Source organism: Phytobacter sp. SCO41 (genome assembly GCF_003073275.1).
GTDB lineage: Bacteria > Pseudomonadota > Gammaproteobacteria > Enterobacterales > Enterobacteriaceae > Phytobacter > Phytobacter diazotrophicus.
In genome coordinates this window covers 4,115,589-4,140,523 of the sequence record NZ_CP027225.1, presented here as the reverse complement: position 1 = coordinate 4,140,523, position 24,935 = coordinate 4,115,589, and the positions used below count along the sequence as shown (strand labels likewise).

At 55.3% G+C, this 24,935-nt stretch carries 26 protein-coding genes; 17 read left to right on the top strand and 9 right to left on the bottom strand.

Features of this window, described 5'->3' with window-relative positions; all coding sequences use genetic code 11:
* Nucleotides 1-19 precede the first annotated feature (19 nt).
* From C5523_RS20265 to C5523_RS20255, 3 genes are all read left to right on the top strand, one after another.
* The gene (locus C5523_RS20265; RefSeq protein WP_107222617.1) at nt 20-862 is read left to right on the top strand and encodes an ABC transporter ATP-binding protein; all 843 of its coding nucleotides are present in this window, start codon (nt 20-22) and stop codon (nt 860-862) included.
* Complete coding sequence (locus C5523_RS20260) at nt 834-1,700, top strand: ABC transporter permease (protein WP_107222523.1); 867 nt, start codon at nt 834-836, stop codon at nt 1,698-1,700. The genes C5523_RS20265 and C5523_RS20260 overlap by 29 nt, the downstream gene beginning before the upstream one ends.
* A gap of 68 nt (nt 1,701-1,768) precedes the next feature.
* Nucleotides 1,769-2,218 carry a GNAT family N-acetyltransferase gene (locus tag C5523_RS20255; RefSeq protein ID WP_041852235.1) on the top strand — a complete coding sequence of 150 codons (450 nt, stop codon included), beginning with the start codon at nt 1,769-1,771 and terminating at the stop codon, nt 2,216-2,218.
* A gap of 44 nt (nt 2,219-2,262) precedes the next feature.
* On the opposite strand, the gene C5523_RS20250 is transcribed toward C5523_RS20255, so the two are convergent.
* Entirely contained in the window at nt 2,263-2,730 is a 468-nt protein-coding gene (locus tag C5523_RS20250) for a helix-turn-helix domain-containing protein (protein ID WP_041852234.1), read from the bottom strand.
* A gap of 374 nt (nt 2,731-3,104) precedes the next feature.
* On the opposite strand from C5523_RS20250, the gene pheP reads away from it, so the two are divergent.
* The 6 genes from pheP to C5523_RS20220 all read left to right on the top strand — a co-directional run bounded on the left by pheP (nt 3,105) and on the right by C5523_RS20220 (nt 10,221).
* Nucleotides 3,105-4,502 (top strand): phenylalanine transporter, encoded by a 1,398-nt coding sequence (pheP, locus tag C5523_RS20245; protein ID WP_041852233.1) that lies wholly within the window; start codon nt 3,105-3,107, stop codon nt 4,500-4,502.
* A 165-nt stretch (nt 4,503-4,667) separates the two neighbouring features.
* Nucleotides 4,668-5,906 carry an MFS transporter gene (locus C5523_RS20240; RefSeq protein WP_108701849.1) on the top strand — a complete coding sequence of 413 codons (1,239 nt, stop codon included), beginning with the start codon at nt 4,668-4,670 and terminating at the stop codon, nt 5,904-5,906.
* Between the two features lie 15 nt (nt 5,907-5,921).
* Nucleotides 5,922-6,986, top strand: coding sequence for a sugar phosphate isomerase/epimerase (locus tag C5523_RS20235; protein ID WP_107222521.1), 1,065 nt, complete (start codon nt 5,922-5,924; stop codon nt 6,984-6,986).
* On the top strand, nt 6,983-8,131 hold the full coding sequence (locus tag C5523_RS20230) for a Gfo/Idh/MocA family protein (protein ID WP_108701848.1): 1,149 nt from the start codon (nt 6,983-6,985) through the stop codon (nt 8,129-8,131). Before C5523_RS20235 ends, C5523_RS20230 begins: the two co-directional genes overlap by 4 nt.
* 175 nt (nt 8,132-8,306) lie before the next feature.
* Complete coding sequence (locus C5523_RS20225; protein ID WP_108701847.1) at nt 8,307-9,287, top strand: LacI family DNA-binding transcriptional regulator; 981 nt, start codon at nt 8,307-8,309, stop codon at nt 9,285-9,287.
* Between the two features lie 64 nt (nt 9,288-9,351).
* Entirely contained in the window at nt 9,352-10,221 is an 870-nt protein-coding gene (locus tag C5523_RS20220; protein WP_079497961.1) for a DMT family transporter, read from the top strand.
* A gap of 5 nt (nt 10,222-10,226) precedes the next feature.
* Here C5523_RS20220 and C5523_RS20215 read toward each other — a convergent pair whose 3' ends face one another.
* On the bottom strand, nt 10,227-11,648 hold the full coding sequence (locus tag C5523_RS20215; RefSeq protein WP_108701846.1) for an MFS transporter: 1,422 nt from the start codon (nt 11,646-11,648) through the stop codon (nt 10,227-10,229).
* 107 nt (nt 11,649-11,755) lie between these two features.
* Here C5523_RS20215 and C5523_RS20210 point away from each other — a divergent pair, with 107 nt between their 5' ends.
* Nucleotides 11,756-12,628 carry a helix-turn-helix transcriptional regulator gene (locus tag C5523_RS20210; protein ID WP_041852226.1) on the top strand — a complete coding sequence of 291 codons (873 nt, stop codon included), beginning with the start codon at nt 11,756-11,758 and terminating at the stop codon, nt 12,626-12,628.
* 7 nt (nt 12,629-12,635) lie between these two features.
* Here the strand turns inward: C5523_RS20210 and C5523_RS20205 are convergent, their stop codons facing one another.
* The 3 genes from C5523_RS20205 to C5523_RS20195 form a co-directional block, all read right to left on the bottom strand.
* The gene (locus tag C5523_RS20205; protein ID WP_108701845.1) at nt 12,636-13,433 is read right to left on the bottom strand and encodes a PhzF family phenazine biosynthesis protein; all 798 of its coding nucleotides are present in this window, start codon (nt 13,431-13,433) and stop codon (nt 12,636-12,638) included.
* Nucleotides 13,434-13,494: 61 nt separating this feature from the next.
* On the bottom strand, nt 13,495-13,863 hold the full coding sequence (locus C5523_RS20200) for an MmcQ/YjbR family DNA-binding protein (RefSeq protein WP_107222517.1): 369 nt from the start codon (nt 13,861-13,863) through the stop codon (nt 13,495-13,497).
* On the bottom strand, nt 13,853-14,443 hold the full coding sequence (locus C5523_RS20195) for a TetR/AcrR family transcriptional regulator (protein WP_041852223.1): 591 nt from the start codon (nt 14,441-14,443) through the stop codon (nt 13,853-13,855). Before C5523_RS20195 ends, C5523_RS20200 begins: the two co-directional genes overlap by 11 nt.
* A 194-nt stretch (nt 14,444-14,637) precedes the next feature.
* Between C5523_RS20195 and C5523_RS20190 the strand changes: the two genes are divergently transcribed.
* Together C5523_RS20190 and C5523_RS20185 are read left to right on the top strand one after the other, a co-directional pair.
* Nucleotides 14,638-15,738 (top strand): MBL fold metallo-hydrolase, encoded by a 1,101-nt coding sequence (locus C5523_RS20190; RefSeq protein WP_108701844.1) that lies wholly within the window; start codon nt 14,638-14,640, stop codon nt 15,736-15,738.
* A 36-nt stretch (nt 15,739-15,774) separates the two neighbouring features.
* A complete protein-coding gene (locus C5523_RS20185) occupies nt 15,775-16,116 on the top strand; it encodes a RamA family antibiotic efflux transcriptional regulator (RefSeq protein WP_041852221.1) in 342 nt (113 codons plus the stop codon).
* A gap of 137 nt (nt 16,117-16,253) precedes the next feature.
* Here the strand turns inward: C5523_RS20185 and C5523_RS20180 are convergent, their stop codons facing one another.
* The 3 genes from C5523_RS20180 to C5523_RS20170 form a co-directional block, all read right to left on the bottom strand.
* Entirely contained in the window at nt 16,254-16,499 is a 246-nt protein-coding gene (locus C5523_RS20180; RefSeq protein ID WP_041852220.1) for a DUF1158 domain-containing protein, read from the bottom strand.
* A 71-nt stretch (nt 16,500-16,570) separates the two neighbouring features.
* Nucleotides 16,571-17,689, bottom strand: coding sequence for a YbdK family carboxylate-amine ligase (locus C5523_RS20175; RefSeq protein WP_071193920.1), 1,119 nt, complete (start codon nt 17,687-17,689; stop codon nt 16,571-16,573).
* Nucleotides 17,690-17,760: 71 nt separating this feature from the next.
* Nucleotides 17,761-19,224, bottom strand: a complete 1,464-nt coding sequence (locus C5523_RS20170; protein WP_108701843.1) for a PLP-dependent aminotransferase family protein — start codon at nt 19,222-19,224, stop codon at nt 17,761-17,763.
* 233 nt (nt 19,225-19,457) lie between these two features.
* On the opposite strand from C5523_RS20170, the gene C5523_RS20165 reads away from it, so the two are divergent.
* From C5523_RS20165 to C5523_RS20150, 4 genes are read left to right on the top strand one after another with little or no spacing between them, the layout of a single operon-like run.
* Nucleotides 19,458-20,306 carry a transporter substrate-binding domain-containing protein gene (locus C5523_RS20165; protein WP_108701842.1) on the top strand — a complete coding sequence of 283 codons (849 nt, stop codon included), beginning with the start codon at nt 19,458-19,460 and terminating at the stop codon, nt 20,304-20,306.
* Between the two features lie 45 nt (nt 20,307-20,351).
* Nucleotides 20,352-20,993: an amino acid ABC transporter permease gene (locus C5523_RS20160; protein ID WP_041852216.1), complete on the top strand. Its 642-nt coding sequence runs from the start codon at nt 20,352-20,354 to the stop codon at nt 20,991-20,993.
* A gap of 14 nt (nt 20,994-21,007) precedes the next feature.
* Nucleotides 21,008-21,673 (top strand): amino acid ABC transporter permease, encoded by a 666-nt coding sequence (locus C5523_RS20155; RefSeq protein ID WP_041852215.1) that lies wholly within the window; start codon nt 21,008-21,010, stop codon nt 21,671-21,673.
* Nucleotides 21,666-22,427 carry an amino acid ABC transporter ATP-binding protein gene (locus tag C5523_RS20150; RefSeq protein ID WP_071193918.1) on the top strand — a complete coding sequence of 254 codons (762 nt, stop codon included), beginning with the start codon at nt 21,666-21,668 and terminating at the stop codon, nt 22,425-22,427. The genes C5523_RS20155 and C5523_RS20150 overlap by 8 nt, the downstream gene beginning before the upstream one ends.
* A 95-nt stretch (nt 22,428-22,522) precedes the next feature.
* Here C5523_RS20150 and C5523_RS20145 read toward each other — a convergent pair whose 3' ends face one another.
* Complete coding sequence (locus C5523_RS20145) at nt 22,523-23,290, bottom strand: SDR family NAD(P)-dependent oxidoreductase (RefSeq protein ID WP_041852213.1); 768 nt, start codon at nt 23,288-23,290, stop codon at nt 22,523-22,525.
* Between the two features lie 183 nt (nt 23,291-23,473).
* On the opposite strand from C5523_RS20145, the gene C5523_RS20140 reads away from it, so the two are divergent.
* On the top strand, nt 23,474-24,814 hold the full coding sequence (locus C5523_RS20140; protein ID WP_108701841.1) for an aspartate aminotransferase family protein: 1,341 nt from the start codon (nt 23,474-23,476) through the stop codon (nt 24,812-24,814).
* The last annotated feature ends 121 nt before the right edge of the window (nt 24,815-24,935 follow it).

Genomic DNA, 24,935 nt, shown 5'->3' with positions numbered 1-24,935 from the left:
CCGCATGGCGGAGGCAACGATGGCTCAGACAAAGTCCGACGGACCACTGCTGCAGGTCAGAAATGTGGATATTGAATACCGCACCCGTGAACGCCAGGTGCGGGCTACCCATGATGTCAGCTTTGATGTCTGGCCAGGCGATCGCTTTATTTTGCTCGGACCATCCGGGTGCGGAAAATCCAGCCTGCTAAAAGCGGCAGGGGGTTTTCTTGCACCGCGCGGCGGGGAAATGTTGCTGGAAGGACAACGTATTCGCGCCCCTGGTCCGGAGCGGATGATGGTTTTCCAGGAGTTTGACCAGTTGCCGCCCTGGAAGACGGTGCTGGAGAACGTGATGTTTCCGTTGCTGGCAAGTCGCAAGGCTACTCGCCCGGAAGCCCGAGACACGGCGCTGCATTTCCTGAGCAAGGTGGGGCTGGCGGACTTTGCCGATGTGATGCCGCATATGCTCTCGGGGGGCATGAAGCAGCGGGTGGCGATTGCCCGGGCGCTGGCAATGAAACCGCGTATTCTGCTGATGGATGAACCCTTTGCCGCACTGGATGCCCTGACGCGTCGCACGATGCAAGAGGAGTTGCTCGCCCTGTGGGAGGAAGAACGCTTTACGCTGCTGTTTGTGACGCACTCTATTGAGGAAGCGCTGGTGGTGGGAAGCCGAATTCTGGTGCTATCGCCGCACCCTGGCCGGGTACGTGCTGAACTCAATTGCCATCAATATTCCCTGAATGACTACGGTAGCGAAGCGTTTCAACATGCCGCCCGTCATATTCACGATTTGTTATTCCCGACCACGGCGAACGACCCGCGGCCCGAACAGAAACAGGAGCGTGCCTATGTCGCAGCCACCTTACATTCGTCCTGAGTTTGAGCGTGAGCTTGCGCCGCTGCGCGATCTCCCGGTTGAGACGCCGTTACCGCTGGGCCAGCGCTTATGGAATCAGACATGGCTGCGCAAATCATTGATTCTGTTTTTGGTACTGGCGTTATGGGAGCTGGCCGCGCGGGTGGCGCAAAACGATTTGATGTTGCCAGGCGTGGTGCAGACAATGCATGCTCTGGCAGAGGATATGCGTAACGGCGAGTTGCCGGAGAAGATCGTCAACTCGTTTAGCACATTACTAAAGGGCTATTTGATTGGCAGCGTGCTGGCCCTGTTGGCGAGCGCGCTGGCAGTCACCACGCAGTTTGGCCGTGATCTGCTGAGCACGCTAACGGCGATGCTTAACCCATTACCCGCTATTGCGCTGCTGCCGCTGGCGCTGTTGTGGTTCGGGCTGGGGAATGTCAGCCTGGTGTTTGTGCTGGTACATTCGGTGATGTGGCCGATTGCGCTTAATACCTGGTCAGGGTTCAGTGGCGTGCCGGAAACGCTGCGCATGGCCGGGCGCAATTATGGGCTGAGTGGTCCACGTTATGTTTTAACCATTTTGATCCCGGCGTCACTACCGTCGATCCTCGCCGGGTTAAAGATCGGCTGGGCGTTTGCCTGGCGTACACTGATCGCCGCTGAGCTGGTGTTTGGCGCCTCAAGCGGCCAGGGCGGGCTGGGGTGGTATATCTTCCAGAACCGCAATGAATTGTTTACTGACAGGGTATTCGCCGGGCTGGTGACGGTGATTGCGATTGGCCTGCTGGTGGAGGGGGTGGTGTTTGCCACTCTGGAGAAGGTGACGATTAAGCGCTGGGGAATGCAGCGTTAGCGTTTTCTCTTCTTCTCTACAGGGCGAGGGGCCGATTGCGCGCTCTGTATCAGCCGTAAGAGGGAAGAATGATCCAGGTAGAAAGAGCCGATCCGCTATCGGCAGACTCGCAGGCGCTTATTGAAAAACTCTCTGCCGTGCTTGCGCGCATCACCGGCAGCAGCGGCAAGCGATCTTTTAACATTGATGACCTGCAATCCGCGCGTTCAGTATGGGCGCTGGCCCGAAACGCGCAGGGTGTTGCGATAGGCTGTGGCGCTATTCGCCCGTTAACCCAGGAAACGGCGGAACTGAAAAGGATGTATTCCACGGGGAGCGAAGCGGGGGTGGGCAGCGCAATACTGTGCTTTCTGGAAGAGGCGGCAAGGACGCTTGGCTATCGCGAAGTTACCCTCGAAACGCGGCGCGTCAACCACAAGGCCGTGGCGTTTTATGAAAAGCATGGCTACACCGTTACCGACAATTACGGTGTCTATATTGGCAGGGCTGAGGCGGTCTGTTTTATCAAGCGCCTGTAAGGTCCGGCAAGGCGCTACGCACTGGCAGTAGCGCGCTTATCTCATTACTTGCGCAGCAGCTTTTGCAGCCGTTTTTTCTGCCACCCGCTAATCAGATTGCCAAAGACAAAAACACGCAGCCCACGCACCACCAGTAATGCGCCCCAGATGGCAGCCACCCAGAGCGACCAGACGCTCTCTGGCGAGGTGGTGCGATTGAGGATATAGAGTAAAACGCAGACCACCACCGCGGTTAATATCGAGCGGTACAGGCGGCTCTCTTCTTCCAGTTGCTTTCTGGCTTCCGTAATGCGCTGATCCAGCGCTTCATCGCCTTCGCTTTGTGTGCTGCCGGACAGTTCGCTAACGCTCACTTCAAAAACGGCAGCCAGGGCGCTGAGTGTTTCCAGGCTTGGTTGCTCCTGGTTTTCAATGCGCTGTATGGTGCGCACGCTTAATGCAGCCATTTCCGCCAGTTGTTCCTGTGACCAGGCACGGGCAAGGCGAAACTCTTTCACTCGATTGGTACTCATCAGAATGTCTCCGTGGTAAGCAGGATGACAGCGTCGCCCAAAAGCAAAAATAGCGACACGACATGCACCCGACAGTAACCTGACAGCGGCATGACACGGCGCTTGCCGACCCACTTTGCTCTCTGATGTCCCGATATTCAAGCATAACGCGTGATGCGTTTTTCTCAGTTTTCTTCTGTCGTAAATACACGGCTTTTTGCCGGAGGGCTTCTCAAGTCATCTATGCAGAACGGGTTATTATCCCGTGCGTCTCCATGGCAGGCGATATTGCGTGCCTGCTCACGACGCCTTTTTGGCGACCCTGACTTTCTTGCTACGCCGTGCCGTAAATGTTAAAAGGTGCGGCTTTACGAAAACACGAAAAGGGGAAAGACGTGAAAAACGCGTCAAGGGTATCTGAGCATTCAGCAGATACCGCGTCGGAATCGGGGCCGACGCTGCAACGAGGACTAAAAAACCGCCATATTCAATTAATCGCCCTGGGGGGCGCTATCGGTACCGGGCTGTTTCTGGGTATCGGTCCGGCAATTCAGATGGCGGGGCCCGCCGTGCTGCTGGGCTATGGCGTCGCGGGCATCATTGCTTTCTTAATTATGCGCCAGCTTGGTGAGATGGTGGTTGAGGAGCCGGTATCAGGTTCATTTGCCCATTTTGCCTTTAAATACTGGGGACCTTTTGCAGGCTTCTTATCCGGCTGGAACTACTGGGCGATGTTTGTGCTGGTGGGCATGGCGGAACTGACCGCCGCCGGCATCTATATGCAGTACTGGTTTCCCGATGTCCCCACCTGGATCTGGGCTGCCGCCTTTTTCATCATTATTAATGCGGTCAACCTGGTTAACGTGCGTCTGTATGGCGAAACCGAGTTCTGGTTTGCTCTTATCAAAGTGCTGGCGATCATTGGCATGATCGGCTTTGGCCTGTGGATGCTGTTCGGCGGCCACGGCGGAGAAAAAGCCAGCTTTGACAATCTCTGGTCTCACGGCGGCTTCTTCGCTACCGGCTGGAACGGCCTGATCCTCTCCCTTGCGGTAATTATGTTCTCTTTTGGCGGCCTGGAACTGATTGGGATCACGGCGGCAGAAGCCAGCGAGCCGCACACCACTATCCCGAAAGCGGTCAACCAGGTGGTCTATCGCATTCTGCTCTTTTATATCGGTTCCCTGGTGGTTCTGCTGGCGCTTTATCCGTGGGTTGATATCAAAGCGGATAGCAGCCCGTTTGTGATGATCTTCCATAACCTGAACAGCAACCTCGTGGCATCGGCGCTGAATTTTGTCATCCTGGTGGCCTCACTGTCGGTCTATAACAGCGGTGTGTATTCTAACAGCCGCATGCTGTTTGGTTTGTCGGTACAGGGAAATGCGCCGGCGTTCCTGACCCGCGTCAGCCGTCGCGGCGTGCCGGTGAACTCACTGTTCCTCTCCGGGGCGATCACGTCTCTGGTGGTGCTGGTTAACTACATCCTGCCAAAAGAGGCGTTTGGACTGTTGATGGCGCTGGTGGTGGCGACGCTGCTGCTGAACTGGATCATGATTTCGCTGGCGCACCTGAAATTCCGCGCCGCGATGCGCCGTAAAGGGCGCGATCCCCAGTTTAAGGCGCTGCTCTATCCCTTCGGCAATTATCTGTGCATCGCCTTTATGCTGATGATCCTCATCCTGATGTGCACCATGGACGGCATGCGCCTGTCTGCTATTCTGCTGCCGGTGTGGATCCTCTTTCTGTTTGCTGCTTTCCGCCTGTCACGCCGTTCTGCAAAACGCGCGTAATGATCGCTGCCTCGCCGGATCTGGCGGGGCATTTTCTCCTTGGTAAATTTATCGTGATTGATCTCCCACAATTGCGTCAGCGTGCAGGATAAATAAATTGTAATCGATTACTTTTCTTCTTGATGTGTTTTGTAATCGATTACTTTTTAAAGGTGAGGCAAAAAAATGGTGTCAACAACCGAAAGTAGTGGAAATCTGGTCCAGCATCGACTGCTGGTACCGCGGCTGTCGCTGATGATGTTTTTACAGTTTTTTATCTGGGGGAGCTGGTCTGTCACGCTCGGTCTGGTGATGACGCAGCACAACATGTCGCTGCTGATTGGCGACGCATTTTCCGCCGGGCCTATTGCGTCTATTCTGTCGCCGTTCGTGCTCGGCATGCTGGTGGACCGGTTCTTCGCCTCGCAGAAAGTGATGGCGGTGATGCACCTGGCAGGGGCCGCGATTTTGATGTTTGTGCCGCAGGCCCTGGTGGCGGAAAACGGCGCCATGCTGATTGCGCTGCTGTTTGGCTATACGCTGTGCTATATGCCTACACTTGCGCTGACCAACAATATTGCCTTCCACAGCCTGAGCAATATCGATAAAACTTTCCCGGTGGTACGCGTGTTCGGCACCATTGGCTGGATTGTGGCGGGGATCTTTATCGGCGTAACGGGTATTTCCTCCAGCGTGACCATTTTCCAGGTGGCGGCAATCTGCTCCGTAGCGCTGGCGCTTTATAGCCTGACGTTGCCGCATACGCCGGCACCCGCTAAAGGGCTGCCTGTCGCTATGCGCGATCTGTTCTGTGCCGATGCATTTGCCTTACTCAAAACCCGTCACTTCTTTGTTTTCTCGCTCTGCGCGACGCTGATTTCCGTCCCACTCGGCACCTATTACGCCTATACCGCCTCGTATCTGGCGGATGCTGGTGTGGCGGATGTGAGTACCGCCATGTCATTCGGCCAGATGTCTGAAATCTTCTTTATGCTGGTGATCCCGCTGCTGTTTCGCCGTCTTGGCGTGAAGTACATGCTGCTTATCGGCATGTGCGCCTGGTTTGTGCGTTACGCCTTTTTTGCCCTCGGCGTCAGTGAGCAAGGGCGCTTCCTGCTCTATCTCGGCATTTTGCTGCACGGTGTCTGTTACGACTTTTTCTTCGTTGTCGGCTTTATCTACACCGACCGCGTGGCGGGCGAAAAGGTAAAAGGCCAGGCGCAAAGCATGATTGTGATGTTTACCTATGGCATTGGCATGCTGCTGGGCTCACAAATTTCCGGCGCGCTGTACAACCGCCTTGTCGCCGGGCAGACACTGCCGCAGGCGTGGGTGACCTTTTGGTGGATCCCGGCGATTGCCGCGGCCGTTATCGCGCTGATTTTCCTTCTTTCTTTTAAATACAACGACCAAGAGCACGCATAAGCTGTGGGAGGTGCTATGAAAACCATTCAGGGGCCGGGGATTTTTCTGGCGCAATTCATTGGGGAGAAACCGCCGTTTAATACGCTTGAAGGGCTGGCCGGTTGGGCGGCAGGGTTAGGGTACAAGGCGCTGCAAATCCCCTGTAACCATCCGGCGATTTTTGATGTCGAACAGGCGGCGCAAAGCCAGAGTTATTGTGATGATGTGCGCGGCGTGCTGGCGGAGCGCGGTCTGGTGATTAGCGAGCTTTCCACCCACCTTGAAGGGCAACTGATTGCGGTACACCCGGCTTATGACGCGGCGTTTGACGGCTTTGCACCCGCGGCGCTGCGGGGAAACCCGGCGGCGCGTCAGGCCTGGGCTATAGAAAAACTGTTTCAGGCGGCGCGTGCCTCAAACAACCTTGGGTTACGCGCCCATGCGACCTTCTCCGGCGCGCTGGCCTGGCCTTATCTCTACCCGTGGCCGCCCCATAACGCCCTGTTATTTAAAGAGGCGTTTGCTGAATTAGCCCGCCGCTGGCGACCGGTGCTGGACCGCTTTGATGAACAGGGGGTGGACCTGTGCTATGAAATTCACCCCGGTGAAGACCTGCATGACGGCGCCACTTTTGAGCGTTTTCTTGACGGCGTAGGCAACCACCCGCGCTGCAATATCCTGTACGACCCGAGCCATCTTCACCTGCAACAGCTTGATTATCTGGCGTTTATCGATATCTATCATGAACGCATCAAAGCTTTTCATGTGAAGGACGCGGAGTACCGGAAGGAGGGCCGCAGTGGCGTGTATGGCGGCTATCAAAACTGGGTCGACAGGCCCGGCCGTTTTCGTTCGCCGGGCGACGGGCAAATCGATTTTGGCGCGGTGTTCAGCAAGCTCACCCAGTACGGCTATGACGGCTGGGCGGTGCTGGAGTGGGAATGTTGCCTGAAAGCGGGAGAGACCGGCGCGCGGGAAGGGAGCGAGTTTATTCGCCGTCACATCATCCCCGTGTCGGCATACGCGTTTGATGATTTTGCCGCCGGGCAAGAAGACCGGGGTAGTGTGCGCAACATGTTAGGACTGGGGAGTATGGAATGATTCAGGTCGGGATTATTGGCACCGGGTTTATTGGCCCGGCGCATATTGAAGCTATTCGGCGGTTGGGCTTTGTTGAGGTGGTGGCGCTGTGCGATGCGGATCTGGCGGACGCGCAGCAAAAGGCGCGGCAGCTTGGCGTGCCGCACGCCTATGCCAGCGTGGAGGCACTGCTGGCGCATCCGGGGTTACAGGTGGTTCATAACTGTACGCCGAATCATCTGCATGCAGAAATTAACCGCCAGGCCCTGCGGGCCGGAAAGCATCTGTTTTCGGAAAAACCGCTGTGCATGACCGCCGAAGAGGCGCGTGAACTGGTGGTGCTTGCCGAACAGGCAAAGGTGGTGCATGGCGTCAGTTTTGTCTATCGCCAGTTTGCGATGGTTCAGCAGGCGGCGAGTTTGCGCCGCTCCGGGCGGCTCGGCAGGCTGTTTTCCGTCTACGGCAGTTATCTGCAAGACTGGATGCTGCTGGAAACGGACTATAACTGGCGCGTCGACGCGGCAACCGGCGGGCCATCGCGGGCGGTGGCCGATATCGGTTCGCACTGGTGCGATACATTGCAATTTGTCACCGGACGGCGCATAACCCAGGTGATGGCGGATCTCTCTATTGTCTGGCCGACACGCAAAGCCAGTCGCGGGGCTGCAACCTTCACTTCTACTCAGCAGGCCGCAGAGGTGGAGGACAAAACCGTGACTACCGAGGATGCCGGGTCGGTGCTGGTCCGTTTTGATGATGGCAGTAAGGGCTGTTTTAGCGTGTCGCAGGTGAGTGCGGGGCGGAAAAATCGCCTCAGTTTTGAAGTAAACGGTAGTGAGTGCTCACTGGGTTGGGACCAGGAAGTGCCACAACAGCTTTGGATTGGCCACCGCCAGCAGCCTAACCAGATACTGACCGATGACCCAGGGCTGATGTCGCCGGATGTCGCCGCCAGCGCCCATTTCCCCGGCGGGCATATCGAAGGCTGGCCGGATGCGTTTAAGAATATGATGCTGAATTTCTATCGCGCGGTGCAGGACGGGAAAATGCCAGCCCGCGATGAGGCGCGGTTTGCCTCGTTCTATGATGGGGCCAGCGTGATGTTTATTATCGATGCCATCCTGCAAAGTCACCAGCAGCAAAAGTGGGTGACAGTGGCCAGTTGAGGTAGGTCGCCCTGGGCGGGTTGTCCCGGATAAGGCGTAACCGCATCCGGGACAACCCTGGCGGCGCTTACGCCTGCCATGCTATCCGGATGCGGCACCAGGTGTGCATCGTGCATGCCATCCGACGTTGTGGTAGCCTGCTAGCCAGACGCTAACCGCAGGAAATATCGACGTTATGTCCATTCAGAAAATCGCCAGGCTGGCTGGCGTTTCCGTCGCGACCGTTTCGCGCGTGCTCAATAACAGTGAATCTGTTAAAGAAAAAAACCGCGAGCGCGTGCTCAAAGCCATTGCCGAAAGCAATTATCAGCCGAACCTGCTGGCGCGCCAGCTTCGCACCGCCCGCAGCTCAATGATTCTGGTGCTGGTTTCCAATATCGCCAACCCGTTTTGCGCCGAGGTGGTAAAAGGGATTGAAGAGGAAGCGGAAAAAAACGGCTTTCGTATCCTGCTGTGCAATACCGGTTCGGACATGGCGCGCTCCCGCTCGGCGCTGAACCTGCTTTCCGGGAAAATCGTCGACGGCATTATCACCATGGACGCCTCCTCGCGCTTGCCGGAACTGGCGACGCTTATCGGTAACGCCCCCTGGGTGCAGTGCGCGGAATATGCCGATGACGGCGATGTCTCCTGCGTGGGCATCAATGATGTTGGCGCCGCGCAATGCGTGATTGATCGATTACTGGCGCGCGGCTGTCAGCGTATCGCGCTGATTAACCACGATCTCAGCTATAAATATGCCCGCTCGCGGGAAGAGGGCTACCACAGCGGACTTAAGGCGCACCAGTGTGAGTATGCGGTTGTTGAGTATGCCTGCGACCTGAGTTTTAGCGCCGGGAAAGCGGCCATGCAGGCGCTGCTGCGCCACACTGAACGTCCCGATGCGGTCTTTGCGGTGTCGGATACCCTTGCGGCGGGGGCCGTGCTGGCCATTCACGAAGCCGGACTGAAAATGCCGCAGGATATTGCGGTGGTTGGGTTTGATGGCACAGAACTGGCGGAAATGGTGACACCGCCGCTGACGACCGTTTATCAACCGTCAAAAGAGATTGGTCGCAAAGCCGTGGGGCTGCTGCTCAATAAAATCGATAACCCCGAGGCCCCGGCGGAGAGGATCATGATGGACTGGCAGTATATTTCCCGCGCCAGCGCCTGATAATATTGATGTGATTTTTTTGCCAGCCTTTTCGCTGGCTTTTTTATACCCTGGGAGCTTTGCCATGAACCGGCAACGACAAGCAGAACTGTTTCTGGTCATCACCACCATCATTGCCGCCTGCGGCTGGATCTTTTCCCGCGAGGCCATCTCCGGGATGCCCGTATTTGCCTTTCTGGGGCTGCGCTTTTTAGGCGCGGCGCTGGTATTGCTGCCATTTTGTCGCGGGCAGCGTATTGCGCTGGCAAAATTGCGCCAGGTCTTTATCAGCGCGTTGTGGATGGCACTCACGTTGTGCCTGTGGATTTGGTCGGTGTCGACCACGCCATCGCTGGGCGAGGGGGCATTTATCATGAGCCTCTCTATGCTGTTTGTGCCGCTGGTGGCCTGGGCTATGATGGGCGTGCGTCCGGCCCGCGCCTATTGGGAGTGCCTGCCGCTCGCCTTTATTGGCCTGGCGCTGTTAAGCCTGCATACGCCGATTGTCTTTCATCCCAGCCAGGGCTGGTTTTTGTTGACCGCTTTTGTGCAATCCATTTCGTTTTGCTACACCAGCCGCATTGCCCGTGATGTCCCGCTACTCCCGCTCACCACGGTGCAACTGGCGGTGACGGGGGTTGCGGGCGTGTTGATCTCACTTTTATTTGAACACTGGACGCAGCCGTTTACGGGCACCACTGCACTGTGGTTGGTCGCCAGTATTCTGATTGCCACCAGTCTGCGCTTTGGCCTGCAATTACAGGGGCAGAAATATGCCGCTGTCGCCAGCGCTGCCATCATCATGGTGCTCGAACCGCTGCTAACGGTGATCGTTGCTGCCCTCTGGTACAGCGAACGTCTGCCGCTGCAAAAAATTATCGGCGGCGTGCTGATTCTTGTTGCTCAGATCTGGTTTCGCTGGCGGCTGGTGGCACGCCTGCCGTCTAAGATCTAATCCCCTCAGTTTGCCGGGCAGCGGGGGGCGAGCTGCTGGCGCGCGCCAATCGCGGCGACGGCAAGCATAAGCATCATCACGATCTCTGCCACTAAAAACCCGCCCAGCGCTTCGTTATAGTTGCCCAGGGTGAGGTTAAGCAGATGCAAAAACAACCCGCCGAGTACTGCCGGGCCCAGGCCCAGCGTGGCCTGTTGCAGCGTACTGAGAATGGCGCTGCCCGACCCTGCGTCCTGAGTGGCAATGTCACGCATCCCGATACGGTAAAAACTGTTCACGATCAGCGCCTGGCCGTAGCCAATCAGCGCGGTAGAAGGCGCAAGGTTTAGGGCGTTGAGGTGCCCATGGGTCAACCAGAGCGTGGCGAACAGCGCCAGCAGGCCGCTTACTTGAATCGCGATGCCACTCAGCAGAATGGTACGTACGTTGTGGCGGGCAATCAGTTTCGGCGCATACCACGCCGAGGCGAAATAGGTCACCCCAAGCACAACAAAACTGTTACCGGACTGCCACGGCGCCATGCCTACGCCTGCCTGTAATGTCAGCGCCATACAGAACATAAAGCCGGACCAGGCGCTGAAAAACAGCAACGCAATTAACAGGCCGAAACGGATGCTGGGCAATTTGAGTAAACGTGGCGGCATCAGCGGATGCAGCCCTTGCTGTTCCTGACGCAGCGCGCCGGCACGCATCCACAGTGTTAGCGGAATTATCGCCAGTAATGCCGCCTGGCTTTGCCATGGCCAGCCTAAATCCGGGCTGAGGGAGAGCGGGAAGAGCAGGCAGCATAAGATCAGCGCCAGCGCGAAGGTGCCCTGCCAGTCAATGCGCGTTGGGGTTTCATTGCGGGTTTCCGGGATATAGCGATGGCTCAATGCCAGCACCAACAGGCTTATCGGCACGTTAATAAAAAAGGCGTTTCGCCAGCCGAGCCCGGCGATATCTGCCGACACCAGCCAGCCGCCACCCATCTGCCCGATGATAAACGCCACGCCGCCAATCCCCCCATACAGGCTGATAGCGCGGGCATGGGCCGTACCTTTGAGGGTCACGTGCAGCGTTGCGAGAATTTGCGGCATGATCAGCGCCGCGCTCATCCCTTGCAGGGTACGCGCCGCGAGCAGGGCGGTGATGGAGTTGGCGATACCGCACAGCAGCGAGGCGATCCCGAACAGCGCCACGCCCCATAAGAACATTTTGCGGCGGCCAAAGTTATCACCCAGTTTACTCCCCATCGCCAGGCAGACGGCAAACGCGACGCCGTACAGCGCAACAATCAGAGAGAGTTGCGTGGTATTGGTGTGCAGCGAAAGCGTGATGGAATCAAGGGCGACGTTGGTGATCGAGGTATCGATCAGCGGCAGCATTTGTCCGGTCAACAGTAATAACAAGCCCGCACGACCGGGTGAAACAGCAGACGTATTCATGGTAACTCCATTGCGTCATTCATCGGATAGACGTAGCATCGCTGATACGAAAAACGGGTACCAGTTCTTGCTTATACTGGTACTGGCAATACCATGCTGGAGGTTTTATGAGCCTGATGTCGGAACGATCCCCTCTGTTGAGCGTCCAGGATGAGAACCGCAAACAGCTCGGCGCGTTTTTACGCTCCCGCCGGGAAAGCCTTGACCCGCAGCGTCTCGGTCTGCCGCGCAGTGGACGGCGTCGTACGCCAGGCTTAAGGCGTGAAGAGGTGGCCTTGCTCGCAGACGTTGGCGTGACCTGGTATACCTGGCTTGAGCAGGGCAGGGATGTGAACCCGTCGGCCAGCGTGATGCAGGCAATCGCCAACGCGCTGGAGTGTTCGGCAACTGAAACCCGCCACCTGTTTTTACTGGCGGGGCTGACGCCTGCGGAAACGCCTGTGGTGCCGCAGTGTGAAGGCATCAGCATCGGGACGCGTAAAATGCTCGATAGCCTGTTACCCCAACCGGCCAGCATCCAAAAATCCAATTTTGATATTGTGGCGTGGAATGATGCTTTTTCGCGGATGATGGGCGTTGATTTTCACCAAATACCAGAAGATGAGCGCAATTGTATTTATCTCTATCTGACCAACCCGACCTGGCGTAGCCGTATTGGGCGTAAGGAGAGTGTGCTGCCGACCTTTGTTGCCTATTTCCGGGCGGCGATGGCGGAACATCGGGGCGACCCGCAGTGGGAAGCGAAGCTGGCGCGCTTTTGCGCAGTATCGGAAGAGTTTGCCTCGCTGTGGCATAAGCGCTACGACGTGCGCGGCGTTGAAAATCAACTGAAAACCTTTACCCACCCTGAATTAGGCGAATTTTCTTTGCAGCAGATGTACTGGTTTTCAGCGCCGCGTAACGGCTCGCGGCTGCTGGTCTATTTACCGATAGATGAGCGGGGCGAGCAGGCGCTGGCATGGCTGGCAGAGCACGCTTAGCCGCTTCTCAAAGATAGAGTTTTCCGGCCAGGACCGTATGCGACTGGCCTGCCAGCGCTACCCGGCCTTCTGCGGTGAGCGCAATCTGCAATTCGCCGCCGCGCGGTGAGGCCTGCCAGGCACTGAGGGTGCGCTTATCGAGACGCGAACCCCAGTAGGCCGCCAGCGCGCAGTGCGCGGAACCGGTCACCGGATCTTCATTTACCCCCACCCACGGCGCGAAGTAGCGAGAGATAAAATCATATTTGCCATTACAGGGTGCCGTAATGGCCACGCCGCGTCCGGGCAGTGCGCCAAGCGCCTGGAAGTTGGGTTTGAGCTGCTCAATGACCTGCGCGTCTTCCACCACAATCATCGCTTTCGGGCCAAATGTCCCGCTGGCAGAGACGTCACTGGCGTTGAGACCCAGGGCGTCCAGTAAAGCGTTATCCGGCGCATAATGCATATCCGGTACTAAGAGCGGGAAATCCAGTTCGATAGTGTCAGGGCGGGCGGTGGCTTTAAGCGGGCCGGAAAGGGTGGTGAAGACAACGCTTTCTCCAACAGCAAGCTGCCCGGTCTGGCGCAAAATATGGGCCGTGGCGAGCGTGCCGTGACCGCATAAATCGACCTCAGCCTGAGGAGTAAACCAGCGCAAACGGTTATCATCGCGTGCCAAAAACGCGGTCTCAGAGACGGCCATCTCTGCCGCAATCTGCTGCATGGTGGCGGTTTCAAGCGCCTGGGGCGTGATACACACGCCCGCCGGATTGCCGGAAAAAGGGCGTGTGCTGAAAGCATCAACCTGGTAAATCTCAAGTTCCACTGCGCGTGCTCCTGTCGGAAAACAAAACGCTACGGTAACGCGTTTTCGTTTTTCCGAACAGTCAGCGCGGACGCAGACGTTGCTGATCTTTTTTCGCCAGCGTGTCGACCACCAGATCCCGCGAGTCGTTGATCAGATCGACAAGCAGAGCGTCGGTGATATCCTCGCCAGCAAAGATGGAGATCCAGTGCTTTTTATTCATGTGATATCCCGGCTCAATGCTGCGATAAATCTGTTGATTGAGCAGGGATTTTTGCGGATCTGATTTCATGGTCACCATAGGCCGACCATGAGCGGTGGTGATCATCATGAAAATCTTGCCGCCGACTTTGAAAATGTCGTGTTCCGGGCCAAACGGCCAGCACGGTTCAGTGAACGGTAGTTCCAGCGCAATGCGACGTGCGGTCTCTTGCAGGGTTTTACTGTCCATCGCAGTTATCCACGGTGAGCGCGCGCCACATGGCTTCAAAGCCCAGCCGTTTGGTCTCTTTTGCTTTTTGCGGGTCGCGATTGGCGAAATCCATTGTGGTTTCTGCCAGCGTCAGAAAAATGGCGTCGCCAAAGGGTGAAAGCGCTTCGGAAAGAAATTCAGGCCTCACCGAGCGGTGGCAGATTTCATGTAGCTCAGGGAACATATCGATAACCTGCTGGCGCGTTTCCGGGGTGATTTTTTCGCTCACCGAAATCTGGCGAATCGCGTTATGTGCCGACGGGTGACGGATGCCCCAGTCGATATAGCTGTTCCAGATGGATTGGGTATGTATTTTGGAATTGCTGTGCGACCTGTCGAGGCTGTCGATCATGGTCTGGCAAAGGTCAGATTTTAAATGCAGGTAAAGCGCATTGAGCAGATCGTCTTTGGTGGCAAAATAACGAAACAGGGTGCCTTCAGCCACGCCCGCGTTACGGGCAATCACCGCGGTCGAGGCGGCAATACCGGTTTGCGCGATAGCGACAGCCGCCGCATCCAGTAATGCTAATTTCTTATCTTCACTCTTCGGACGAGCCACTACACTTTTCCTCATACATTTTGAAAAACCACGATTGAACCATGCCCACTGTGACGCTGCAACGCTGAACATCAAAGATTGAAAATCATCTTGACGACTTTCTATTCATTTCTATAATGAGTGCTTACTCACTCATAATCAAGTCCAGTCTATTTCAATGTGCCAACGGAAGGGACATTTTCTCGGATCAGGGTATGCATCGTCTCTTACTTAGCGTGGTTCTTATTATGCTCGTTGTATCTGCCGCCAGTTTGCCTTTTGTTTTGAACGCCGGATTTGGTCAGCGCCCGCAGGGTGAGCAACTGACCAGAGTAGAGCAGTCCCCGCACTACCGGGACGGTGAATTTCATAACCAGTTGTCTACGCCCAGCTACACGGGGCAAAAAAGTATGGTGGCGGCAATGTGGGAGTTTTTAACCACCCGCCGGGAAAATGCGCGCCCGCAGCGGCCATTGCCGATGGTGAAGACCGATCTGGCAAGCCTGCCGCTGGAGCAGGATACGGTCGTATGGCTGGGCCATTCATCCTGGTATCTGCAACTGGCCGGGAAACGCATTCTTATTGATCCGGTGCTCAGCAATTACGCCGCGCCGTTCTCGTTTCTGAATAAAGCCTTCGACGGTGACTATCCGTGGACGGCAGAGGCCATGCCGGATATCGATCTGCTGATCATATCCCATGACCATTACGACCACCTGGATTACGCCACCATCAGGGCGCTGATGCCAAAAATCAAACGGGTGGTAGTCCCGCTGGGTGTGGGATCGCATCTGCGTTACTGGGGTATGAATCCGGACATCATCCAGGAAGCGGACTGGCAACAGAAAATCACGTTTAGCAATGATCTGGAGGTGCATGTGCTGCCTGCACGGCACTTTTCAGGGCGCGGTCTGAAACGTAATCAGACGTTGTGGGCGAGCTTTATGTTCGTCACCCCGGATCGCAAGCTCTATTACAGCGGCGATACCGGTTACGGGCCGCACTTTAAAGCCATCGGCGAACAGTTTGGTTCGGTGGATCTGGCGATTCTTGAAAACGGTCAGTACGACCAGGACTGGAAGTACATCCACATGATGCCGGAGGAAACGGCGCAAGCAGCGGAGGAGTTAAATGCGCGGGCGGTACTGCCGGGCCACGCCGGACGATTCGTGCTGGCAAAACATACCTGGGACGACCCTTATAAACGTCTGGCGGCGGCAAGCCTCGGCAAAGGGTATCGATTGTTAACGCCCACCCTCGGCGAAGCGGTGCATGCGGCGGATAACGCCCAGCAATTCCGCGCCTGGTGGGAATAACGGTTTATTTCGAAGAGCAGAGAGGGGGAGCGCTGTATGACTATTTCCGCTCAGGTTATCGACACTATCGTCGAGTGGATCGACGACAATTTACACCAACCATTGCGTATTGATGATATTGCGCGCCACGCCGGGTATTCAAAGTGGCATCTGCAACGGCTGTTTTTGCATTACAAAGGTGAGAGTCTGGGGCGCTATATTCGCGAACGTAAACTGTCACTGGCGGCGCGGGATTTACTCAATACCAATGATAAGGTCTACGATATTTGCCTGAAATATGGCTTTGATTCGCAGCAGACCTTTACGCGGATCTTTACCCGCACGTTCAATCAGCCGCCGGGCGCCTGGCGCAAAGAGAATCATCCGCGCGCGCATTGACGCATAAGCCCGGTGGCCTAAGGTCAACCGGGTTTTTTTTTGGCCTGGATGACACCGCCCGGTGTGCCGCTTCTCTCTTTGGGGTAAGGGGAAAAACATCCCGGATGGCGGCGCAAGCGCCTGATCCGGGCCAGTCCTTAAGCCAGCGAAAACCAGCGGCGCCAGATAAAGCGCACCACGTAGAACTCGATTGCACCCAGTAGTAGAAACCACAGGCAAAACAACACGGTATAGAGCTGATTCAGGTCCTGAAAATGGAAGGTATCCAGCAGTTTTTGCGCCAGTACCAGCCCCAGAGAAGGGGCGGGTAGCAGCAATACCGAGATGAAAGCCATCAGCAGAATACCTGCCGCGGTGGTTAATGTTTCCAGTGGGTGCTTCATGACAGTTAATCGCTTGTTAAAAACGACATTGTCCGGGAAAGTGCGTAAGGGTGCAATCTCCCTGCACCGTTCTAGCCCGCCGCCCAAATCTCGGTGTGTTTTTGCACCAGGCCGATCAGCGAGCCGCCGTCGGCGACAAAATCGCGCATCATTTGTGATTCGCTCTTCCCTCGTTTGACGAAGTTCATCAGCTCGGAGATAGCGCTGCCTGCGTTGAGCTTATCTGCCCATGGCGCAACTTTTTCCAGCATTCGTTCGATGTCGTCGGCTATTTTACGCTGCTCGCCGGTGTGGACATCGGTAATGATCCCCTCCAGACCAAAACGGCAGGCCTGAAAACGGTTGAATTTGTAGAGCAGGTAATCGCGCTCCTGATGTTTGAACGGGCGCTCTGCCAGCAGCCAGTGGGCGATAGCCTGAATAAATCCAGTGACATTAATGGCATGCGACAGGGTCAATGGCGTATCCATTACCCGCACTTCGACGGTGCCAAAATGGGGGCTCGGGCGAATATCCCAGTGCAAATCTTTAATGCTTTCAATCATGCTGGTGTAGCTCAGGCGACGAAATAGCCCTTCAAACTCTTGCCAGTTACTGACCCAGGGCATGGGGCCATTATCCGGAAAAGAGGAAAAAATATTCAGACGCGATGAGGCGAAACGGGTATCGGTACGCTGCACGTATGGGGAAGCGGCGCCAAGCGCGATAAAATGCGGCACAAAGCGCGATAAGCCATGAAGAAGATAAATGGCGTCATCGCCACTCGGACAACCCACATGCACATGTTGGCCGAAAACGGTCGCCTGCTGCATCAGGTAGCCAAACATTTCCAGCGTCCGGTGATAGCGTTCATCGTTGCTGATCTCCTGACGCTGCCATTTTTGAAAAGGGTGCGTGCCGCCGCCGCAGATCTGTACGTGATGCTCGTTTGCCGCCTGCAAAATAATCTGCTGCATGGCAGAAAACTGGTGTGCCGCCTGATTGATGTCGCGACAGACCCCTGTCGCAATTTCCAGCATACTTTCCGTGATGTCGTGCTTGACCTCACCGGCTTTGACCTGTGCTTTTACCGCATCGATCAGCCGCGAGGAGTCCTGACTAAGGTCGTATCCCGGTGGGTTAACGACCTGCAACTCAAGTTCAATACCCAGGGTAAAAGGAGTGGAAACGTGAAAGTCGGGTAGAGGCATATTTTCTTATCCTTTCCTTGTGAGGTTGGGATTAAGTATAGGCATGCCCTCTAAACCCGCCTTTATGCGAACTATCCGATTTGCTCCAGTTGTCCACGCAGCACTTCCACGCCGGGCACGATGGCATCCGGATTGATGGCGTGAAACCCCATCCGGAAATAGTTATCCGGGGGGGCGTCGTCAAGAAAATGCCGCGCCCCCGGTTCAATTAATACCCCCGCATGGGCTGCGCGCCAGGTGAGTTGTTGGGTACTGATATGCTTTGGCGTACTCAGCCAGAAGGCGTTGGCATGTTCGCTGCCACCGAAGGTTTTGCATTCGGGCAAAAAGGTTTGCAGCGCGTTATGTAAGGTATCCCAACGGCGCGCGGAGTCTTCGTGGTAGCGGCGCAGGTGCGTCTCGTAATGGCCCTGAGCCAGAAAATGGGCCATTTGATATTGAATGTTGGTTGGTGGATGGCGATACACCAGGCGGCGCAACGCACGGGCTTCGTCGATGATTTCCGGGGCAGCCACCATAAAACCGAGTCGCAGACCCGGCGAAAGCGCTTTTGACAGACTGCTGACATAGATAACGCGGCCGCTGCGGTCACTGGCTTTCAGCGCCGGTAACGGATTTTGCGTAAAGTTACTTTCCGAGTCGTAGTCATCTTCAATGATCACCGCGTCATGCCGGGTAGCGTATTCGAGCAACTGGACCCGGCGCGCTTTACTCATGGTGACGCCCGTCGGCACCTGATGACCCGGCGTCACGTAGTAGTAATCACAGGGCGTTTCGCCCAGCACAATGCCTTCTTCATCAACCGGATGCGGAACGATATGGGTATCGTTAAGCAGAAAGGTGTTGATCGCTTCACGAAATCCCGGATTTTCGACCGCCACACGCGTCTGCCGGGACATCAACAGGCGGGTCAACAAATAGAGGGCGTTCTGTGACCCCAGCGTGATGAGGATTTCGTCCGGAGCGGCCGCGATACCGCGTTTCGGCAGCACCCGGGTGCGGATCTGCTCAACCAGCATGGGCACATCCTGATCGATATGATCGATAACCCAGGAGGGGTCTCGCACGCCGCCGTGCAGCCAGTTTGCCGCAGCGCGCCAGAAGGCGAGGGGGAACTGTTGTGTGTCCGGCTGGCCGTAAATAAACGGGTAGCGATAGTGCATCCAGCCAGCCGGTTTAAGGATAGATTCCTGCTGGCTGGGCGTGATTTGCAGGCGGTTGCCCCATCGTGGTGCAGCGCTTTCGCATTCAGGTGCAGTTTGCGACACGTTTTGGCCGGCGTGGTAGTAATCCGGGTGCAGGTAATACCCGCTGCGTGGGCGGCTGACCAGATACCCTTCGTTGACCAGGCTTTCAAACACCAGCGCCGTGGTATTGCGAGAAACATTAAGCTGACCAGCCAGTTGGCGACATGAGGGAAGGGGCGTATCGGCCGGAAAAATGCCGCTGAGGATGGCGTTTATCAGTGATTCACGCACCTGTTCCTGTAACCCACGCTGACCATCAAAATTGACATGCAAAAGGTGACGAATCATGACGCACTCCGCTGGAAAAGACATGGATATATTTGAGCAAATTCCATACCAGCTTCCCGTTATCTGACACATTCATTTACCGAAACTGGCTCTATTCAGAAAGCAAAAAGGCTCCCTATTGTAAAAACGCAGTCACAAAAGCGCGGTCAAGAAACGCAGTCGGCATATTTATTGCAATAGTTCCAGCATGTCTGGGATGAACCTTTCTGGCATATTTAATTAAGGGTAGAGAAATGAAAAAAGTATTCGGCAAATATTGTCTTGCAGCCATGTTCACTTTGGCTTTTTCTTTACACGCAGTCGCAGCAGATTTACCCGAAATCGAAAAGTCTGGCACGTTGAAAGTGGCGACCGAAGATGACTATGCGCCCTTTAACTTTATGAAGGATGGTAAATCAGAAGGGTTTAACAAGGATATGCTCGACGAGTTGCGTAGATACGCAAAATTCAATATCAACCAAAGTATTTTACCCTGGACGGGGCTGCTCGCCGCCGTCTCTACCGGACAATACGATATGGCGTTAACCGGTGCGGTGATTACCGATGAACGTCTCAATGTATTTAATTTCACCCCGCCATGGGCGTCTGCCCAGCATTATTTTGTGAAACGCGCAGATGATAAGACATTAAATACCATCGCCGATTTGAGCGGTAAAAAAGTGGGCGTCCAGGCGGGCAGCGCATTACTGGCGCGTCTGCCGGAACTGAAAGCGATGCTGGAGAAAGTGGGCGGTAAACTGGGCCCGGTTGTGGAATATCAATCTTACCCGGAAGCCTATGCCGATCTTGCCAATAAACGCGTCGATTACGTGATTAACGTGGTTATCTCCGTCAACGACCTGGTGAAAGCGAAGCCGAAAGTGTTTGCCAAAGGGCTGCCGGTCTCTGGCCCAGGCTACATGGCATGGCCAATCTCCAAAAGCTCCCCGGAATTACTGGCGTTCATGACCAAATTTATGAATCACATGACCGAAACCGGCAAGCTGGCTGAGTTGCAGAAAAAATGGTTTGGCGAAACCTACGATCTGCCGAAAGAGCCCATCACCAGCGCCGATCAGTTTCATAAGTTAGCGGGTTTATAAGTTCAATGCGGCGGGTAACCGCCGCCAGTTAGAAAAGGGGGCACCATGGATTCAATGGCATGGCAGTTATTAATTGAAGGCGCATGGACGACCCTCTGGATTTCGGGCGTGGCTATCGCGTTCGGGGTGGTCATCGGTCTGGTGATCGCCTTTATTCGAATGATGAAAATCCCGGTCGTCGACCAGGTGCTGGTGGTCTATATCAGTCTGGCGCGCGCCACGCCGCTGGTGACGCTGGTTCTGTTCCTGTTCTTATCGCTGCCGACGCTTGGGATAAACCTGGATAAAACGGCGGCGGCGATTGTGGCGCTGACGTTGAATACCTCCGCCTTTAATGCCGAAATCTGGCGTAACGCATTTCGTAACTTCCCTCGAGAACAGCGGGAAGCTGCCGAATCTGTCGGTATGCGGCGCTGGACCTATTTCCGTTACATCATGCTGCCGCAGATGTGGATTGAAAGCCTGCCTGCGCTGGTCAATGAGATGTCTTTCCTGATTAAAGGCAGCCCGGCGATAGCGATAATCGGCGTGGTAGACCTGACCCGCGTCACCAATCGCATCTCTTCGGTGACCTATGAACCTCTGTCGCCCATTCTGGCGGCGGGATTGCTCTACGTCATCATTATCGGCTTGTTGCTGAAATTGCAGGGCATGGCGGAACGTAAAGCGAAGCGCCTGGCGCGATAAAAGCAGGAGGGTATATGAGTCAGTGGAGTATTGTCTGGTCAGCACGCGAGAGTTTTTTTAATGGCCTGCTTTCAACGCTTGAGCTGTTTATTATTGCAGCCGTTGTCGGTTTATTTATCGGCATTTTGCTGTGCTACATTATGGAATACCAAAATCGCGTTATTGACAGAGTCATTATTGCTTTCGTCAGCCTGATGCGTGCTGTTCCCTTTTTGATTCTGGCCTATTTGCTTTATTACGGTCTGCCGCAGTTGGGTATTAGTATGGAAGCCTGGACTGCCGGTCTGTTGGCGCTGGTGATTTATCATGGTGCCTATTTCTTCGAGATATTACGCAGCCAGCGTCGTATATTTTCTGCGGGTTATATTGAAGCCGCTGTGTCGCAGGGGTTTTCTCGCTATAAAATCTTTCAGCGTATCGTCCTGCCCAATATTTTCTCTTCTGCGCTGCCGCTGATGGGTAACCAGTTAATTATCTGTCTGAAAGACACGGCTTTCCTGTGCATTATTACCGTACAGGAGATCACCGCCGCCGCGAATAGCGTGCAGTCGACGTATTTTATTCCGTTTAACGCCTTTATCGTCGCCATTGCGCTGTACTGGGGCATCAGCATTTTACTTGAATTGCTGATTAAACGACTAAGCCAATATGGAAACAAGCGAGGAATGACCCATGCCTGAACAAAGTGCGGTTAGCGTTAAGAATCTGTCCAAGCAGTTTGATAACGTTGAAGTATTGCGTGATATCAACCTGACGGTGGAGAAGGGCACGGTGGTGAGTATCCTAGGTTCTTCCGGTTCCGGGAAATCGACCTTGTTGCGCTGTATGAACTGGCTGGAGCAGCCGGATCGCGGCGAAGTGCGCATTAGCGGTCAGCGGCTGGGTATTGATGACGCCTCAGGCAAGGCCATGTCACATAAAGAGTTGTCCAAAATCCGCGAACGCGTGGGAATGGTATTCCAGAGCTTTAATTTGTGGCCGCATCTGACGGTGTTACAAAACGTCACCGAAGCGCTGATCCACGTGAAAGGCATGAAGCGGGACGCGGCTGACGAGATTGGTCGTCGTCAGTTAGATAAGGTCGGGATGAGCCATAAAACGGATGTGTATCCGATTACCCTTTCCGGCGGACAGAAACAGCGTGTGGCGATTGCCCGTTCGTTGGCGATGTCGCCAGAGGTGATCTTGTTCGATGAACCGACATCGGCGCTGGATCCTGAACTGGTCAATGAGGTGCTGGGAGTGATGAAAAACCTCGCCGCCGAAGGATACACGATGGTGGTGGTAACGCACGAGATGGATTTTGCCCGTCAGGTGTCGGACGAGGTGGTGTTTTTGGAGAAAGGGTTGCTGATCGAGAAGGCATCGCCAGAGAAGTTCTTTACCAATCCGGATTCGGACCGGGTACGTAAGTTTTTGCAGTCCAGCCGCTAATGTCCCTTCTCAAGGATAGACCCGGTAAGCGTCAGCGCCACCGGGGAATAGCCTGGATGCGGCGCATGCGCCTTATCCAGGCTACCACAGATATCTTAATCCCGGTCAATGGCAAACGGCTGCCAGGCCTGACGCACCGGCATGACTTCCACCCGGTTAATATTCATATGGTCTGGTAGTGTGGCGATGTAGAACATCTGTTCGGCGATATCCTGTGCGCTGAGCGGCGTGGTGCCACGGTATAAGTTATCGGATGCCGCCTGATCGCCTTTGGTGCGAACCAGCGTGAATTCGGTTTCCGCAATACCCGGCGCCAGATCGGTCACCCGCACACCTGTACCCAGCAAATCGCAGCGCAGGTTATAGCTAAACTGTTTCACAAACGCTTTGGTTGCGCCATAAACGTGGCTACCCGGATAGGGCCATTGTCCGGCAATCGAACCAATATTGATGATACTCGCCCCTGCGCCATGCTGAATCAACGTGGGCAGCAGCGCGTGAGTCACATTGACCAGCCCGGTGACGTTGGTATCAATCATGGTCTGCCAGTCTTCCAGCTCAACGTTTTGTGCGGGTTGCGGTGAAAGCGCCAGCCCGGCGTTATTGATAAGCGTGGTGATATCGGCGAACGCGGGTGGGAGCGCGGCAACGGCCTGCTTCACTGCATCTTTATCGCGTACATCCAGCTCAATAATGTGAACGGGTACTTCTGCCGCCAGCGAATCCTGCAACGCCTCAAGGCGTGCCAGACGGCGTCCACTCAGTACCAGCGACCAACCTGCTTTGGCAAAGACCCGCGCGGCGGCTTCGCCGAACCCGGATGTCGCGCCGGTAATAAAGACCACTTTCTTTGCTGTTGTCATCTCTCTCTCCTGTGCTGGTTTCTTCCGCCACTATAAAAAACGCGCGCGCAGGAGAGACAGAGCCAGTTGGTGAGTAAATATGTGACACGTGTGTCACATGCCGCTAACAAGACTGGCTCTACCTGACTGCGCCAGGTGCGCCGCATGATGGAATCAACAACAACGGTATGAAAGGAGCAGGGTATGAAACTGGCACTTCAGAGCGAGATGGCGATAACCAACGATGATGTACGTCAGCTAGACCGTTCGTATGTGTTCCATTCATGGTCGATGCAAGGCAACCTCAATCCGCTGGTGATCGCCGGTGCACAAGGGTGCGAATTGTGGGATTACGATGGCAATACGTATCTGGATTTCAGTAGCCAACTGGTAAACGTCAATATCGGTTATCAGCATCCGCGGGTTCTGGCGGCGATGAAGGCACAACTGGAATCATTGACCACTATCGCGCCGGCGACGGCAAACCTCGCACGCGGCGAAGCGGCAAAACGGATTGTTGATCTGGCGCCCGAAGGCTTTAGCAAAGTGTTCTTTACGAACGCCGGGGCCGACGCCAACGAAAACGCCATGCGTATGGCGCGTATGTATACCGGGCGTGACAAGATTTTTTCTGCCTACCGTTCTTACCACGGGAATACCGGTAGCGCCATTGTGGCCACGGGCGATCCCCGTCGTATTCCGAATGAATATGCCCGTGGACACGTTCACTTCTTTAACCCGTACCTGTATCGCAGCGAGTTTAACGCCACCACCGAAGACGAAGAGTGTCAGCGCGCGCTGGCGCATCTGCGCCGGATGATTGAGTGTGAAGGGCCGAATTCTGTTGCCGCTATTCTGCTGGAGTCCGTACCGGGTACAGCCGGGATTCTGGTGCCGCCAAAAGGCTACATGCAGGGGGTGCGCGCACTGGCAGATGAGTTCGGCATTGTGCTGATTGTCGATGAAGTGATGGCCGGTTTCGGTCGCACAGGTAGCTGGTTTGCGTTCGAGCAGGATGGCATTGTTCCCGATCTCATCACCTTCGCAAAAGGTGTTAATGCGGGTTACGTACCGGCGGGCGGCGTCATTATTTCCGAGAGAATCTCACATTACTTTGACGACCACTTCTTTGCAGGCGGCCTGACCTATTCCGGCCATCCGCTGGCGATGTCGGCCATTGTCGCCACGCTCGATGCAATGAAAGATGAAAAAGTGGTAGAAAACGCGGCAACGGTGGGGGACGGCGTGTTGCGCTCTGGCCTGACGTCGCTGGCGCAAAAACATGCGTTGATCGGTGATGTGCGTGGTCGTGGTATGTTCCAGGCGCTGGAGCTGGTCACCGACCGCGTAGCGAAAACGCCAGTAGCCGCAGCCGATATGGCGGCGATCAAAGGCGCGTTGCTCAACGCCGGGATTTTGCCTTTTGTCGCTGAAAATCGTATTCACGTGGTGCCGCCTTGCACTATGAGTGCCGCCGAAGTGCAAAAAGGGTTAGCGATTTTTGATGCCGTGCTTGGGCAGTTTGGCAGCCTGGCGAAGTCATAGCGTCACGCCTGAACATATTCTGAAAAGTGAATTTAACTGGATATAAATACAGTTTTTCTTTCGTGCGAAGGGAAGGAAGAGGTTAGGATGCTCGCGGGTGCCTGAGGCTTTCTGAGCCAGG